Source organism: Stenotrophomonas sp. (assembly GCF_032066555.1).
Taxonomy (GTDB): Bacteria; Pseudomonadota; Gammaproteobacteria; order Xanthomonadales; family Xanthomonadaceae; genus Stenotrophomonas.
This window is the reverse complement of record NZ_DAMBKV010000004.1, coordinates 1-15,121: the sequence shown is the minus strand read 5'-3', so window position 1 is coordinate 15,121 and position 15,121 is coordinate 1. Positions and strand designations below refer to the sequence as shown.

Annotated in this window: 17 protein-coding genes, 3 tRNA genes and 1 riboswitch; of the genes, 11 read left to right on the top strand and 9 right to left on the bottom strand. The window is 62.7% G+C overall.

Annotation, left to right across the window (positions count from 1 at the left end):
• Positions 1–13: 13 nt before the first annotated feature.
• Complete coding sequence (locus tag RT131_RS06700) at positions 14–619, bottom strand: hypothetical protein (protein ID WP_313171403.1); 606 nt, start codon at positions 617–619, stop codon at positions 14–16.
• A 95-nt stretch (positions 620–714) separates the two neighbouring features.
• On the opposite strand from RT131_RS06700, the gene RT131_RS06695 reads away from it, so the two are divergent.
• Positions 715–1,005 (top strand): hypothetical protein, encoded by a 291-nt coding sequence (locus RT131_RS06695; RefSeq protein ID WP_313171401.1) that lies wholly within the window; start codon positions 715–717, stop codon positions 1,003–1,005.
• 1 nt (position 1,006) lies between these two features.
• On the opposite strand, the gene RT131_RS06690 is transcribed toward RT131_RS06695, so the two are convergent.
• Positions 1,007–1,231, bottom strand: a complete 225-nt coding sequence (locus RT131_RS06690) for a hypothetical protein (RefSeq protein WP_313171399.1) — start codon at positions 1,229–1,231, stop codon at positions 1,007–1,009.
• 176 nt (positions 1,232–1,407) lie between these two features.
• Between RT131_RS06690 and RT131_RS06685 the strand changes: the two genes are divergently transcribed.
• Genes RT131_RS06685 through RT131_RS06670 form a run of 4 tightly spaced genes read left to right on the top strand, consistent with a single transcriptional unit; the run spans position 1,408 to position 3,623 of the window.
• Positions 1,408–2,214, top strand: a complete 807-nt coding sequence (locus RT131_RS06685; protein WP_313171397.1) for a hypothetical protein — start codon at positions 1,408–1,410, stop codon at positions 2,212–2,214.
• A complete protein-coding gene (locus tag RT131_RS06680; RefSeq protein ID WP_313171395.1) occupies positions 2,211–2,393 on the top strand; it encodes a hypothetical protein in 183 nt (60 codons plus the stop codon). Before RT131_RS06685 ends, RT131_RS06680 begins: the two co-directional genes overlap by 4 nt.
• The gene (locus RT131_RS06675) at positions 2,386–2,598 is read left to right on the top strand and encodes a DUF4224 domain-containing protein (protein WP_313171393.1); all 213 of its coding nucleotides are present in this window, start codon (positions 2,386–2,388) and stop codon (positions 2,596–2,598) included. The genes RT131_RS06680 and RT131_RS06675 overlap by 8 nt, the downstream gene beginning before the upstream one ends.
• Positions 2,598–3,623 (top strand): tyrosine-type recombinase/integrase, encoded by a 1,026-nt coding sequence (locus RT131_RS06670; RefSeq protein ID WP_313171904.1) that lies wholly within the window; start codon positions 2,598–2,600, stop codon positions 3,621–3,623. Before RT131_RS06675 ends, RT131_RS06670 begins: the two co-directional genes overlap by 1 nt.
• A 63-nt stretch (positions 3,624–3,686) precedes the next feature.
• Here the strand turns inward: RT131_RS06670 and RT131_RS06665 are convergent.
• From RT131_RS06665 to RT131_RS06655, 3 genes are all read right to left on the bottom strand, one after another.
• A tRNA-Leu gene (locus RT131_RS06665) sits at positions 3,687–3,770 on the bottom strand.
• 82 nt (positions 3,771–3,852) lie between these two features.
• A complete protein-coding gene (gene hemN / locus RT131_RS06660; protein WP_313171391.1) occupies positions 3,853–5,265 on the bottom strand; it encodes an oxygen-independent coproporphyrinogen III oxidase in 1,413 nt (470 codons plus the stop codon).
• Between the two features lie 86 nt (positions 5,266–5,351).
• Entirely contained in the window at positions 5,352–5,738 is a 387-nt protein-coding gene (locus RT131_RS06655; RefSeq protein WP_313171389.1) for a group III truncated hemoglobin, read from the bottom strand.
• A 178-nt stretch (positions 5,739–5,916) separates the two neighbouring features.
• On the opposite strand from RT131_RS06655, the gene RT131_RS06650 reads away from it, so the two are divergent.
• The 3 genes from RT131_RS06650 to RT131_RS06640 all read left to right on the top strand — a co-directional run bounded on the left by RT131_RS06650 (position 5,917) and on the right by RT131_RS06640 (position 8,706).
• Positions 5,917–6,204, top strand: coding sequence for a hypothetical protein (locus RT131_RS06650; protein WP_313171387.1), 288 nt, complete (start codon positions 5,917–5,919; stop codon positions 6,202–6,204).
• Positions 6,201–7,283, top strand: coding sequence for a 4Fe-4S dicluster domain-containing protein (locus RT131_RS06645; protein WP_313171385.1), 1,083 nt, complete (start codon positions 6,201–6,203; stop codon positions 7,281–7,283). The genes RT131_RS06650 and RT131_RS06645 overlap by 4 nt, the downstream gene beginning before the upstream one ends.
• A 223-nt stretch (positions 7,284–7,506) precedes the next feature.
• Positions 7,507–8,706, top strand: coding sequence for a leucine-rich repeat-containing protein kinase family protein (locus RT131_RS06640; RefSeq protein ID WP_313171383.1), 1,200 nt, complete (start codon positions 7,507–7,509; stop codon positions 8,704–8,706).
• Positions 8,707–8,730: 24 nt separating this feature from the next.
• Here RT131_RS06640 and RT131_RS06635 read toward each other — a convergent pair whose 3' ends face one another.
• The 4 genes from RT131_RS06635 to RT131_RS06620 all read right to left on the bottom strand — a co-directional run bounded on the left by RT131_RS06635 (position 8,731) and on the right by RT131_RS06620 (position 10,479).
• Positions 8,731–9,102: a hypothetical protein gene (locus RT131_RS06635; protein WP_313171381.1), complete on the bottom strand. Its 372-nt coding sequence runs from the start codon at positions 9,100–9,102 to the stop codon at positions 8,731–8,733.
• A gap of 180 nt (positions 9,103–9,282) precedes the next feature.
• Complete coding sequence (locus RT131_RS06630) at positions 9,283–9,765, bottom strand: hypothetical protein (RefSeq protein ID WP_313171379.1); 483 nt, start codon at positions 9,763–9,765, stop codon at positions 9,283–9,285.
• 492 nt (positions 9,766–10,257) lie between these two features.
• Positions 10,258–10,331 (bottom strand) — tRNA-Cys (locus RT131_RS06625).
• A 72-nt stretch (positions 10,332–10,403) separates the two neighbouring features.
• Positions 10,404–10,479, bottom strand: a tRNA-Gly gene (locus RT131_RS06620).
• Between the two features lie 342 nt (positions 10,480–10,821).
• On the opposite strand from RT131_RS06620, the gene RT131_RS06615 reads away from it, so the two are divergent.
• From RT131_RS06615 to pnuC, 3 genes are all read left to right on the top strand, one after another.
• On the top strand, positions 10,822–11,958 hold the full coding sequence (locus RT131_RS06615) for a phosphotransferase (protein WP_313171377.1): 1,137 nt from the start codon (positions 10,822–10,824) through the stop codon (positions 11,956–11,958).
• 43 nt (positions 11,959–12,001) lie between these two features.
• Positions 12,002–12,097: riboswitch (TPP riboswitch) on the top strand.
• A gap of 69 nt (positions 12,098–12,166) precedes the next feature.
• The gene (locus RT131_RS06610) at positions 12,167–14,341 is read left to right on the top strand and encodes a TonB-dependent siderophore receptor (protein ID WP_313171375.1); all 2,175 of its coding nucleotides are present in this window, start codon (positions 12,167–12,169) and stop codon (positions 14,339–14,341) included.
• The gene (pnuC, locus tag RT131_RS06605) at positions 14,338–14,934 is read left to right on the top strand and encodes a nicotinamide riboside transporter PnuC (protein ID WP_313171373.1); all 597 of its coding nucleotides are present in this window, start codon (positions 14,338–14,340) and stop codon (positions 14,932–14,934) included. The genes RT131_RS06610 and pnuC overlap by 4 nt, the downstream gene beginning before the upstream one ends.
• The last annotated feature ends 187 nt before the right edge of the window (positions 14,935–15,121 follow it).

Below are 15,121 nucleotides of genomic sequence, written 5' to 3'. Positions count from 1 at the left end.
ACCTAGCTCTAATCTAACTAGGCTCATTTCGTCGCAGCAGGTCGTTGAGATTCACTGCCTGGCCCTCAACATCTTCCACCCACATAGCGAGAATTCGAAACTTCTCTGCAACATCTGCATATGGACGCCCTTCCTTCAGATACTCCCGACACGCTCCGATTGCAGACCGCGCCCTCCGGTGTGCGACTTTGAAGTTGGTGAGCAGGTTCAGATCCTCCGGCGAAAAATCGACTCCCGTTGGCTCGTCAATCGTCTCCAAAAGCACGTCATTGAGGGTATCCAGCAAATCCTGCAGATACAGTTGGCTGCCAGCCTCAAGTTGCGTAAGCACAGTTGGTCCGTGGCTCTTCACGAAAGTATTAGCAACACTGCAAGTGCGGATCTCGGTCGCCCAGCGCTTGTAAAGCGATCGCGACTTGGAAAGCTCCAGAACGGAGTTCTCTGTTCTCTCGCGCTCCCTCTGGGTGTAGGCCATCCAAGCAATGAAGCCCGCAAAAAATCCTACAACCCAGGTACCCAGTGCCGCGGAAATTGCGGCGTAGACCGCCCATGCTTCCCATTTTGGAATGCACTCTTTCCCAAGCCACCAGCAATCACTAAGCGCTCCAAGAAATTCCATTTGCTCGCCCCCCTGTTGATTGGGCGGCATTTTGCCATGGGCGCAAGGAAACCTCTCGCCGCCCGCCCGCAGGGGGTGAAGTGATGGCCAGGGACATGCCCATCGGCCTTTGCGCCGTCTGTGACAACGACCTGGACCTGAGTGACGCTGGCATTTGCAAGACCTGCGGCCAAGGATTCTGCTGGAGTCGTTGTGGCACCTGGCACGCTGGTCAGCACGCCTGTCACAACTGCGTGCCCGAAGATCACTGCTGCCCGCACTGCGGCGATCTGGAATGCGACACCGACTGCGGGGAGCGTGCCGAGATCTATCGAGAGCACCTTCGCAAGCAGCTGTTGGATATTCAGCTGGACGACTACGACTGGGAGGAGGCGAGCGATGCGTGATCTAGAAGAAAATGCGTCCGTCGTCCGTAACGCCGATCACAGCGAACAGCCTGCTATCGATGAAGTCGGTCGCCTCTCGGGTCGATGGAATATCGATCAGGTCGAACCGATTCACGCGAAAAATGTCGCGAGCCAAGTGCCGCGCAGAAATGGCCAGCCCCTCCGGGCCGTCCAAGCCATGCTCGACGTAAGAGTGAAGCTGCCAGCCTTCGACGTACCTGATCATCACGACCCCGCCGTTTCGAACTCGACAAAGAGCGTCCCGCATAGGTCGTTCAGTGTCAATGCGACCGGTCTCGCGTCACAAATTCGCACCCCGGAGGCGAGCAATAAAAATGACCTGCACCAACTGCATCCTGGGCGAGGCCAGAAAGATACGGCTCCAATCCTAAGGAAGCGCCGATGACCGCCCCGCAGCTATTCCCCAAGCCGGCCAAGCGCATGCGGCAGGCGCCCAAGGACTTCCTGCGCGAGCAGCTGGCCACGGCCGCAAACGAGGTATGCGGTATGAGCGACGACACCATTGATACCGAGGATGCATGGGCAATCGCGGAAGGCATCGTCTCTCGTCGCCTGGCGCGTGGCTGGTCTCGCCAGACGATCCTCGCAAGCATCGAGGGTGGGCCAACGCCTTGCGGGACTGCCTTCTACATCATGCGGTCAGGTGTAATCGCTGTAGCTCGCTTCGCGATGACCCAAATCAGCGATATGAACGGTCGCGGGTGCTGGTTCTCGATCCGCGACCTCTTCCCTCCGCTGCCGGTCCATACGCACGCCAGCACCGAAGAGCTGCAGCCCTTCCAGGTCGGCGACAAGGTGTGGGCCTGGTACAAACACGAGCCCAACGCCGACTGCGGTCAACCCGATCGACCGGGCGCCGATGCCGACTGGCACCGGTGTGTGCCACTTTTCACGGTGAAGAAAGTTTCTGGGCCTCACCACGGCTCCTGGCACTACGCCGGCAGGCCGCACTATCAGGTGCACCTGTGGTATCGGGAAGGACCAGCAGGGGATCACTATGACGCAGGGAGTCACGATGTCTGTCCGATCAAGGGCCGACCGTGGCAGATGCGCGGTGACGGCGACTATCTGCAGCTCGTCTCGCGGGCAGCACCATCGGATTCGAAGCGCCGTGCCGTGAAGGTGGTGACCCAGCCTGCACCTGCGCTGCAGGTCGATGCCCCAGCCCAACTGAGCCTTTTCGCATGACGACCCCGCAGCTATTCCCCAAGCCGGCCAAGCGGATGAAGCAGCCGCCCAAGGACTTCCTGCGCGAGCAGCTGGCCACGGCCGCAGACGAGATCATCCGGCTCCGCGCCCAGGAGCTGGCCAACGAAGACCGAATCAAGAGCGCCCGCGCGGCGTTGGAAGGAGAGCAACATGGCTGACAGCCTTGCACTGTCCAAGCGAGAAGTGGGCGAGCTGTGCCGCACCCCGCAGAAGGCGCGCCAGATTGCCTTCCTGCTACAGAACGGCATCCGGCATTACCTGGATGCCCATGGCTGGCCGGTGGTGCTGCGGTCAACGGTCGATGGCGGACAAGCCCATGATCAGCCGGCTGTACCCTCTTGGAAGCCGAACAAGGCAGCGTGATGGGAAGGAAACCAACAAAGCCGGGGGCGATCCCTCGCCTTCGCCCTCGCAAGCGCGGCTCCAAGACCTACTACTTCTACGACCATGGCGGCTCACCGCGCCGCGAGGAATCGCTGGGTAGCGACTACGGCCTGGCCATCCAGAAGTGGGCGGAGCTGGAGCGTGCCGCGCATGCCCCGGAAGCGCCTCAGATCATGTTCGATTGGGTGTGCGACCGCTACATGGCCGAGGTCGCCGCGCGGAAATCGGCGCGGACATTTGAGGACAATAAGGATGAGCTGAAGAAGCTGAAGGCCTTCTTCTGCGATCCGCCGGCCCCGCTAGAAGCCATCAAGCCGGTGAACGTCCGGCAGTACATGACCTGGCGCACCTCGGGCGGCACGGCCTTTGTCCGCGCGAACCGTGAGAAGGCCCTGTTGTCGCACATGTGGAACTATGCCCGCGACCGCGGCTACACGGCCTTGCCCAACCCCTGCGCCGGCATCAAGGGATTCAAGGAAACCGGCCGCGACGTCTACATCGAGGACGCGCAGTACCAGGCCATTTGGGCAGCAGCGGACGCCTGCGTGCAAGATGCGATGGACCTCGCCTACCTGCTCGGCCAGCGCCCGGCGGATGTCCTCAGCCTGACCGAAATGGACGTGCGCGATGGCGCTGTGCACCTCACGCAGAACAAGACCGCCCATAAGCTTCGGGTCGAGGTAAGTGCAGATCTATCGGCGCTGCTGGAGAGGATCAGGGTCCGGAAGCACGGGTACACCGTCCACAGCACCCGGCTGGTGGTGAATGAGCATGGCCGCTCGATGACCGTGGCTGCGATGTCCAGGCGCTGGCTAAAGGCCTGCAAAGGGGCCCAGATCACAGGCATCCAGTTCAGGGATCTGCGCGCAAAGGCCGGTACCGACAAGACCGATTCAGCTGGTGACATCCGCCAGGCTCAGAAGCAGCTCGGCCATTCCTCGGTGGTGATGACCGAGCACTATGTGCGCAAGCGCCGCGGCGCCAAGGTCACCCCAACCCGATGAATTGCGGAACACCCCTCGATATTGCGGAAATGAAAAAGGCGACAAAAGTCGCCTAAGTCATTGTGCCCGGAGCCGGAATCGAACCGGCATGGCCTCGCGGCCGGCGGATTTTAAGTCCGATGCGTCTACCAGTTTCGCCATCCGGGCATCGCAATAGCGTGCCTGATCGCGGCCCAATTGTGAATCACGAAGATTGGCGACGGCGCCAAACGCCGCCGCCACCGTGGCCTCAACCGATGGCGCGCGAATAGCGCGCAGGCTGCTGCGCGGCTTTCAGATAGCGGTCAAAGCACATCGCAATCAAACGCAGCAAGGGCCGTCCCTGCTCGGTGGCGGCGACCACGCCGTCGCCGTAGCTGACCAGGCCGTCGTCCTGCAAATGCCGCAAGGCGATCAGCTCCTCGGCGAAATAACTGTCGAAATCCACGCCATGCCGTCGCGCCAGCGTGTGCCCGTCCACGCTGCCATGGCACATCAGCTGCTGGATGAGCTCCGCGCGCAGCATGTCATCGCTGTCCAACTCCAGTCCACGCCACACCGGCACGCCGCCCTCGGCAATCTTTGCTTCCCAATCCTTGAGATCGCGCGGGTTCTGGCTGTAGCTGCTGTCGATGTGACTGATCGCGCTGACGCCCAGCCCCAACAGATCGCTGTCGGCATGGGTGGTATAGCCCATGAAATTGCGGTGCAGACTACCGGCACGCTGCGCACGCGACAGGTCTTCTTCCGGCAATGCGAAGTGATCCATGCCGATGTACTGATAACCGGCCGCCGACAGTCGCTCGACCGCCAGCCCGAGCAGCGCCAGCTTCTGTTCCGGGTCAGGCAGGTCGCGGTCCTGGATCTGCCGCTGCGCCTTGAACATATGCGGCAGGTGCGCATAGCCGTAGATCGCCAACCGGTCCGGGCGCGCGTCGATCACGGTATCCAGCGTTCGGCCGAAGCCGGCCAGCGTCTGCAACGGCAGGCCATAGATCAGGTCAACATTCACCGAACGCATGCCGTTGTCGCGGCAGGCCTGGATGATGGCCATCGTTTCATCCACCGCCTGCACGCGATTGATCGCCTGCTGCACCTGCGGATCGAAGTCCTGGATACCCAGACTTGCGCGATTGAATCCCAGCTCTGCCAGCACAGCGATGTCGTCCACGCTGACCGAACGCGGATCCAGCTCGATCGAGAAATCACGTGCGCTGCTCTGGCTGAAGTTGAACAGCTGTTGCAAGCCACCAATCAAGCGGCGCAGCTGTGCCGGTTCCAGGAAATTGGGCGTGCCGCCGCCCAGGTGCAGCTGCACCACTTCACGCTCGCGCGCGAACAGCGGCGCCAACCCGCCCGCCTCCACCAGCAGCTGATCGACGTAGCGCTCACCCTTGCTGCGATCACGACTGATGACGCGGTTGCAGCCGCAGTAGAAGCAGGGGCTGCTGCAGTACGGTACATGCACGTACAGCGACATCGGTCGCCCCACCACATTGCTGCGCGCCACCGCCGCACAGAATTGCGCCTGCCCATAGCCATCATGGAAATGGGGCGCGGTTGGATAGGACGTGTAGCGCGGCCCTGGCCGATCATGCCGGCGCAGCAGGTCTGCATCGAAGGTCCAGCCCAGGGTATTTGAGGTCGGCAGCGGCATGTTCATGGCGCCAGCTTGCCTGCGCCCGCATGCCCCTGCCTTGAGTTAGATCAATTTGGCCCGTTCATGAATGGAGCCAACCACCCTGACGTTCAGAGTATCGGGAACGAGGGGGCGTGATAGCGGCGCCAGATGGAACCGGCAACCCGTGCCGCGGCTTCGTCGGCCAGCGCCTGCATCGCCGGATTGCCCAGCTCCGCCGTGGTCTGCGCGAACAGGCCCAGCCAACGCTCGAACATCGGCCACTCCAGTCCGGGAATAGCCAGATGCTTGGGCATCGGCGCGCCAGTGAAGCGCGAGGTCCCACGCAGCAGGGCCGACCAGAAATCCACCAACTGTTGCAGGTGCGCCTCCCAATCGTGCACCCGCGCTTCGAATATCGGCCCCAGCACCGCGTCCTCGCGCACCCGCGCGTAGAAGCGCCGTACCAGCAGCTCGACCTCTTCCTCCGTGCACACATCCGGCCCAGCCCGCACCACACACCTCCTGTCACCTAACCCGAATCGACTACACCCGGCCGTGCCCTGCTTGATCAGGATCAACGACGCCCACCGGCACAGCCCCTAGCCTTGCACACCGGGCCACCAGTTGCCGCCATCCCGCACAGTGGCCACAGCCCATTCTATTCCTTCGCCACGAGGCCCCCAGGAATCCTCAATGACCAGCCCTGTCGACTCCAGTACCCGCCGCTCGTTGCCGATGATCCAACGCCTGGGCGCCGTGGTCTGGCCCAGCTTCTTCACCGCTGCCGTGATGTCGGCGTTGTTCTTTGCCTTCATCGATCCGTTGGAACTGCAGCAGATCAGCTTCCCACGACAGGTCATCAGCCGCGAACTGGGCTATTCATTGGGATTCTTCATGTTCTGGGCCGGCACCTTGTGCGCCTGCGGCGTGACCGCGCTGCTGCTGCGCCCGGCACGCGAACCGGAGGAATCCTTCGAATGAAGCCGGTGCGCAGTATCGGCGAAGCCTGCGCCGGCACCGCCCGCAAGCGCGATACGCTCCGCCAGTTCACCACCACGATGATGCTGGCGGCGTTCTACGGGCTGCCGTGGCTGCACTGGAATGGCAAACCCTGGCTGCTGCTGGACATTGATGCGCGCCAGTTCCGGATTGCCGGCATCTCGATGCAACCCGAGCAGTCGCTGCCGCTGCTATGGCTGGCGCTGGCAGCACTGGCCCTGCTCTGCCTTGTCACCAGCCTGTACGGTCGCCTGTGGTGCACCTACGCCTGCCCACAAACGGTACTGACCCGCCTTTTCCGCAGGCTGACCCGCCTGACTGATCTCCAAGGCTGGGCAAAGCCACTGGGAACCCCGCTGAGGCACGCGCTCTGGGCAGCCATCGCGCTATGGACCGGCATCAGCTTCGTCGGCTACTTCACCCCAATCGGCGGACTGGTGCATGGTGTATTCACGCTCACGCTCAGCGGCTGGGAATGCTTCTGGATCATTTTTTACGGTCTGGCGACCTGGGCCAACGTGGCGTATCTGCATGAACAGGTCTGCAGTTACCTATGCCCTTACAGCCGCGTACAACGCCTGATCAGCGATGGACGCACCCCCAGCATCCAGTACAACGCGCCACGCGGTGAGCCGCGTGGCCCTCGTGATCAGGACAACGCCAGCGTGCTGCATCGCTCCCGCGGCCTGCTTGATGCAACCACTGCCGCCGACTACGTATTCCGCGCCGCGCACCCCGCCATTGCCGGTGCGATGCCCAACTTCAGCCCGGCCCATCTGGGTGACTGCACGGATTGCGGCGCCTGCGTGACGGCCTGCCCGATCGGCCTGGATATCCGCAATGGTCGCTCGGACAGCTGCATCGAATGCGGCAACTGCATGGATGCCTGTGACGACACCATGGCCGCCAAACACTACCCCCTGGATCTCATCCATCGCGCCCGCCCGGCCTGCCAAGCAGGCGGCAACGCATCCGGATGGCGGATCAAGCCGTTGGCGTTTGCGGCGCTGATGCTGCTGTGCATCGGCCTGGCGGCCTTCACGGCCACAAGCCTGTCTTGAGCGACTTGAAGGAGTACAGCACACCACGAAGCATGCCTACCCGCGCGCAATGCTGCTCACTTCGATGAGACAGGGCTGCTCCTGCTCAGCGGGAGCGGCATCAACCGTACACCCGGCAACGCGCAAGCACCCGGCAGCAGCGTCATCTGCTGATCCGCATGCCTCGCGGCTGGCGCCGCTTCCACATAGGACATTGCCGCCGGCCTCGTTACACTCACCGCGCATGCATACCCTTGAAGATCTGAACAACGGCGCCCTCGCCGGCGCCCAGGCTGTCCGGCTGGTCAACCTGGGCCTCACCGAGTTCCCGCAGGCGCTGTTTGCACTGGCTGACACTCTGGAAATACTGGACCTCTCCGGCAACCAGCTCAGCTCACTGCCTGAAGACCTGCGGCGGCTGCACAAGCTGCGCATCCTGTTCTGCTCCAACAACCCGTTTACGCAACTGCCAACGGCGCTGGGCGACTGCGCGCAGCTGGAGATGGTCGGCTTCAAGGCTTGCGCGCTTACCCGGGTAAGCGAGCGCAGCCTGCCAGCGCAGCTGCGCTGGTTGATCCTCTCCGACAACCAGCTGGCTGAACTGCCCGCTGCGCTGGGACAGCGGCCGCGGCTGCAGAAACTGATGCTTTCCTGCAACCAGCTCACCACCTTGCCCGACCTGGGCAATTGCAAGGCACTGGAGCTGCTGCGCATTGCCAGCAACCGGTTCCAGGAAATTCCCGCGACCGTGCTGGCATTGCCAAACCTCGCGTGGCCGGCGGTGGCCGGTAATCCACTGACTGCAAACGCCGAGCAGACTGCATTGGCAGAGGCGCATCACCACGCCATCCGCTACGACGAACTGGAGATCGGCGCGCTGCTGGGCGAAGGGGCAAGCGGCCACATCCATCGCGCCACCCACACATGCAGCGGCCAGTCGATGGCCATCAAGGTATTCAAGGCGGCATTTACCAGCGATGGGACGCCACAGTCGGAACTGGCTGCCGGCCTGGCCGCCGCCGGGCATCCCTACCTGCTTGCACCGTTGGCAACGGTCGAAGGCCACCCGGAAGGCCGCCTGGCGGTGGCGATGCCCCTGCTCCCCCCGGACTACATCAATCTGGCCGGCCCACCCAGCCTTGCCAGTTGCACGCGTGATGTCTATGCCACAGATACGCGTTTTACGCCGACCATCGCCGAGCGGCTGCTGGGCTGCATCCGTGGCGCGCTGAAGCACCTGCATGCACGCGGCATACTGCACGGCGACCTGTACGCCCACAACATCCTGTGGAACCCGGTCACCGGCGAAGCAGTTTTGAGCGACTTCGGTGCAGCCATGTTGAGCAACACCCTGCCACCGGCGGATCGCGCACTGCTGCAAGCCATCGAGTGGCGTGCATTTGCCCACCTCGAGGTCGAGATCGCAGCGCGCACAAGCAGCTGAGCCGCGGCAAGGAGCGGTCGCGCGCTAAACCTCCTCGCCATCCACCAGAGCCCCGGCCCCCTCAATCATGCTGAGACGAAGCTTTTGCCGCACGTCAAAAGCTCTCGGCGCGACAGAAGTGGCACTTCCATCCAGATACAGGAAGCCATCAAAGCTCCCTGACGCCATGCAGTCGACCAATCCCGGCGAGACCAGCGAACAGTCGTGCTTCAGCGCCTTTGCGTCAACCACATCGATGCGCGCAGACAAGACAGGCAGGGACCGCTCTGCCTGCCTGGAGAGCTCAGACGAAATCACCGTCGCGATATCCTCTGCACGAGGCAACAGACCCATTTCTTGGGCGAGAACTGATTGCGAGCAACAGCTGAAGATCAACACAGCAAAAATCACTTTCATGGCGTTCTCTACTGAACTGCCTTCACTGAGATCCTGGAAACAATCATATGCCCCGGCAACCTCAAGCGGACATCGTACGACCGCTTGGATAGGCGCGCCCATGCAAAGCCGAGAGCCCTCCGACAACCTTGGCGGACGGATGCCTACCGAGTTCTGCGGATACCACGAACCGGAAAACTCTCAGTTGGCTTGCCATTGAGTTACGGAGGGTCGACAAAGGTAGGTGCCATAGACCGAAGTGCCTGCGCCCAACAAACCACGCCGCACACGCTCACCTCCCGCTTGCAGGCATAGCGCTGGGCAAGCAAACCGCACAAACCCGGCCCCCTCAATCATGCTGAGACGAAGCTTTTGCCGCACGTCAAAAGCTCTCGGCGCGACAGAAGTGGCACTTCCATCCAGATACAGGAAGCCATCAAAGCTCCCTGACGCCATGCAGTCGACCAATCCCGGCGAGACCAGCGAACAGTCGTGCTTCAGCGCCTTTGCGTCAACCACATCGATGCGCGCAGACAAGACAGGCAGGGACCGCTCTGCCTGCCTGGAGAGCTCAGACGAAATCACCGTCGCGATATCCTCTGCACGAGGCAACAGACCCATTTCTTGGGCGAGAACTGATTGCGAGCAACAGCTGAAGATCAACACAGCAAAAATCACTTTCATGGCGTTCTCTACTGAACTGCCTTCACTGAGATCCTGGAAACAATCATATGCCCCGGCAACCTCAAGCGGACATCGTACGACCGCTTGGATAGGCGCGCCCATGCAAAGCCGAGAGCCCTCCGACAACCTTGGCGGACGGATGCCTACCGAGTTCTGCGGATACCACGAACCGGAAAACTCTCAGTTGGCTTGCCATTGAGTTACGGAGGGTCGACAAAGGTAGGTGCCATAGACCGAAGTGCCTGCGCCCAACAAACCACGCCGCACACGCTCACCTCCCGCTTGCAGGCATAGCGCTGGGCAAGCAAACCGCACAAACGATGTCGCCGCTCAAACCCAAGTACACGCAGTGCACGCATGCCCCCACGGGTTTGCCACGTGAACGCGAGTGGCGGATAAGCGCACACGCTTGAACAGGTCATCCCGGGATTTCGGCGCAAGCGGCAGAAAACAAAAAAGCCCTGATTTCTCAGGGCTTTAGTGCTTACTACTTGGAGGCCTGGGTCGGAATCGAACCGGCGTACGCGGATTTGCAATCCGCTGCATAACCACTCTGCTACCAGGCCAAACAACTGCGTCGTCGAAGCACAACATCACCTCGACATGAAAAGACCCCACTGAGGGGGCCCTTTCCAATTTGGAGCGGGAAACGAGACTCGAACTCGCGACCTCAACCTTGGCAAGGTTGCGCTCTACCAACTGAGCTATTCCCGCGGTGTGGGCGAATCATACAGACTTCGGCAGGGCTGCGCCAGCGCTTTTTAACAATTCCTTTCACATAGGCTGGATGGCTGTCTTCGTCGGCTCTGCAATCCCTGTAGAGCCGAGCCATGCTCGGCTGGGGCATCACCGGGAAAGCCCCTGCCGAGCACGGCTCGGCACTACGGTTTTAGCCCCTCTCCCGCTTGCGGGAGAGGGGTTGGGGTGAGGGGAGCTTTACGCTGGTAAAGCTCTTGCCGAGCATGGCTCGGCACTACATGTGTGTGCTGCCTGCAGCTTGGGCGGGGCTGGCGTACCATCGCGCCTCCGCCGCATCACCTGCTCCAGCCTGTTCCGATGACCCAGCAATCACACCGCGTGCAAGGCCTCAACAATGATGAAGTGGCCGCTGACTGGCCCGCCATCGATGCGGCTGAACTGGCCTGGCTATGTGATCACTACCCGCAGCTGGATGCCGGCAGCGCCCTGCTTTGGCATAGTCCGCGACCGATGTCGGCCGCCGCGATTGCCTCCGGCCCGTACGGCAAGGTCTTCATCAAACGGCATCATCGCTTGGTCCGTACAGCCGCCTGTCTGCAGGAGGAGCACCGGTTCATCACCCACCTCGCCAATGCAGGGGTTCCGGTTGCCGAACTCCTGCGCAACCAGCACGGCGCAACCGCGATCGAACATGGCGACTGGACCTACGAACTGCACGCCGTCGCCACTGGCCAGGACCTGTACCGCGACGCCCCGTCGTGGACGTTGCTGACCGAGCGCGAACGCGCACGCGCCGCCGGCCGCATGCTGGCCACCCTGCATCGCGCTTCGGCCGGTTATCACGCGCCCCAGCGCAGCACCCACCTTTTGGTCGCCCGCGATGAGCTGATCAGGGCCGAAGACCCGATCTCTGCACTCAACGCCGACCTGGACAATCGCCCCGGCTTGGCGCGCTACCTGGCCCGCATCCCGTGGGAGCAGCAACTGCAGCGCAGCGTCCTGCCCTGGCATACCGGACTATCCGCGCGCCTGCAGGCCGAACCGCCGCTGTGGGCGCACAACGACTGGCATGTCTCCAACCTGCTGTGGGGCCATGACGACAACGCGATGCAGGTCAGCGCCGTGCTCGACTTCGGCCTGGCCTCCCCCACCAGCGCCCTGTTCGACCTGGCCACCGCCATCGAACGCAATGCGGTGGCCTGGCTGGAACTGGAGCGCGGCGCCGAAGCGGTACGTACCGATATCGCACTGGCCCTGCTCGACGGCTACCGCGAAGTACTGCCATTGTCGGCCGAGCGGGTCCACCTGCTTGCCGATCTGCTGCCAATGGTGCATTTCGACTTTGCACTGTCCGAAGTGGAGTATTTCGAAGGCATCACCGGTTCCACCGCCAATGCCGATGTCGCCTGGCAGCCATTCATGCTCGGCCACCCCGAATGGTTCGCCAGTCACCACGGCCGAGCCTTGCTGCAGGCCCTGCACGCCGCCGCCTGAAGCGGCCCGACTCGCAAATCATTCGCATTTGTAGTGAAATGGCGGCCTGAAGCGGGGGTGCCTGGATTTGCCAGGCTGAGAGAGTCCCTTGGAACCTGATCCGGTTTGCACCGGCGTAGGGAGCTTTGAGCAGCAGCCGTAGCGCCGTCATTGGCGCTGCGCATGCGCGCCTTCGCTTCGTCTCCCTTGTTCCCTGAAGACGAATCGAATGAACCGCTGCCTGCGCCCCACGCTGTTGTCCCTCGCCCTGAGCACCACCCTGCCGCTGTACGCCAGCGACACCGGCCTCGATGCGGCTGTCGAACACTCGCCGACCGAACTGGCCGCCGTACGCGTGCAGGCCCGTCAGCCGGAAGCGGACAACGCCCGCGTCAACAGCTTTGGCAGCGGCGACTGGAAAAGCACCCCGGCATCAATGAACGTGCTGGACCGCGACTTCCTCGATCATCAGCAGGTGCGCTCGCTGTCCGAACTGGCCAGCAATGACGCTTCGCTGGGCGATGCCTATGCACCGGTCGGCTATTACCAGAACGTCGCCATCCGCGGCTTCGCACTGGATACCGCCACCGGCTATCGTTTCAACGGCATGTCGATTGCCGGCGAACAGCGGCTGGCGCTGGAGAACCTGCAGTCGGTGGAAGTGCTCAAGGGCGAAGCTGGCCTGGCGGCCGGGGTGATGGCGCCGGGCGGCATCATCAACTACGTCGGCAAGCGGCCGGCCGAAGTACGCACCGTCACCCTGGGCACCGACAACGAAGGCTCACGCTACGCCGCCATCGACGTCGGCCATTGGCTGACCCCGCGCATCGGCCTGCGCTTCAACGCCGCCTGGGACGACAGCGCGTCCTATATCGAACATGCCGATGGCCGCCGCAATTTCTATTCGCTGGCGACCGACTGGCTGATCGGCGAGCGCGGCAAGCTTGAAGTGGATGCCAACTACCAGACCAGCGCGCAGCGCTCAGCCTCCGGCTACCAGTTGCTGGGCGCGAGCAAACTGCCGACCGGCGTGGACCGCGAGCACCTGCTCGGTTACCAGCCGTGGCAGCAGCCGGTAGGCATTGCCAGCACCAATATCACTGCGCTGCACACCTACGACTTCAGCGCCGATTGGCAATCCCGCGTTGCCGTCAGCCACAGCCGCACGGTGATCGATGACAACGTCGCCTTCGCCTATGGCTGCTATTACGCCGCAGAATGTGCCGATGGCAGCGTGCCGGGCAATTACTTCGCCCCCAATGGCGATTACGACATCTACGACTACCGCAGCCCGGACGATACCCGTCGCAACCAGGAGCTGCGCGCCGAGCTGCGCGGCAGCTTCGACACCGGCAGCATCAGCCATCAGCTGACCGTGGGTGCCGACCAGTTCCGCCGCACCGTGGACAAGCGCCGCAACGTCAACGAGTACGTCGGCACGGTCAACATCCACGACCAACAGTTGCCCGTATTCGAGCCTTCGCCACTGATGCCCGGCGCCTCCGCACGCCGCCTCGACAGCCGCCAGACCGCCGTCTTCGCACTGGATCGCATCCAGCTCAATGAAGACTGGCAATGGCTGGCCGGCGGCCGCTTCGTGCGCCTGGACGAACGCGCCTACGACAAGCGCGGCAACCCGCAACGTCGCAGCCGCCTGTCGCGCTTTCTGCCGCAGACCGCGGTGATGTGGAAGGCCAGCGACAGCATCAATGCCTATGCCAGCTATGTCGAAGGCATCTCGCTGGGCCAGGAAGCACCGTTCTGGACCGCCAACGCCGATACCTTCCTGCCGGCAGTGCAGTCGCGACAACTCGAAATCGGCGTGAAGTATTCCAGCACCGAGCAGCTGACGCTGGGCGCAGCACTGTTCCGCACCACCCAGCCCTACCAGTACGCAAAGCCCGACGACAGCGATGTCGGCTACACCTTCGTCGAGCAAGGCAAGCAGGCCCACATCGGCCTGGAACTGACGGCCAACGGCCAGCTCACCGATGCATTGCAGGTTGTCGCCAGCGCCAGCCTATTGCAGGCACGTGCGCGCGACACCGGCACGCCGGACTACGAAGGCCACCAACTGGTCAACGTCCCCAAGCTGCGGACCAGCGTGCACCTGAGCTATGCACTGCCCTTCGTTGAAGGGCTGGACCTGACCGGCGGCTGGCGCTACGCATCGGCGAATACCGCGCGCGCTGATGGCGCGGTACGCGCACCGAGCTACAACCTGTTCGACGCTGGCCTGCGCTTCAAGCACCAGCTGCAAGGCCACGCAGTGAGCTGGAACCTGTCGGTGGACAATCTGTTCAACCGCTTCTACTGGCGCGACACCGGCAGCAGCCTGGGGGACTACTACCTGTTCCCGGGCGCACCGCGACAGGCACGCGTATCGGTGAGCGTCGCGCTGTGAGCAGCGCCGCGCTCGAATGGTCGGCCGCGCTATGCAGCATCCTCGGCGTCTGGCTGATGGCGCAACGGCGGATGGTCGCCTGGCCGGTCGGCCTGTTGTCGGTGGCGCTGTATGCACTGGTATTCGCCGAAGCCAAGCTGTATTCGGACACTCTGCTGCAGCTCGCCTTTGCCGTCTTCCTGGTCTACGGCTGGATCAACTGGCGGCGTCACAACGCCGACGAAGGCAGCGTGCGCATCGTGCCCCTGTCACGCAGCAAGATGCTGCGTGACCTGGGCATCGGCTTGCTTGGCGGCATCGCGCTTGGTGCCGGCATGCACAGCCTCACCGATGCCTCACTGCCGTGGCTGGACGCGATACTCACCGGCTTGAGCCTGGTCGCACAGTGGTGGCAAGCACGCCGCCACACCGCCACCTGGTGGCTGTGGATCGTGGTCGACGTGGTGTACGTGGGCGCGTATCTGTTCAAGTCACTGCATGTGACCGCGGCGCTGTACGTGTTCTTCCTCGGTCTTGCCGTGATCGGGCTGCGTGCATGGAGTGCAGCGGCCCACACCCCCACTGCGGAACCTGCAGCGCACGGCGCGCGCTGAGCAGCGTCACGCATCGTCAACTGCTGCCGATGTCGGCAGCAGTTGGCTGAAGGTAAATCGCGGACAACAAAAAAGCCCCGTCAGGGGCTTTTCTTTACCTGCAGATATCACATGGAATCTGCTGGTCACTATCTGGAGCGGGAAACGAGACTCGAACTCGCGACCTCAACCTTGGCAAGGTTGCGCT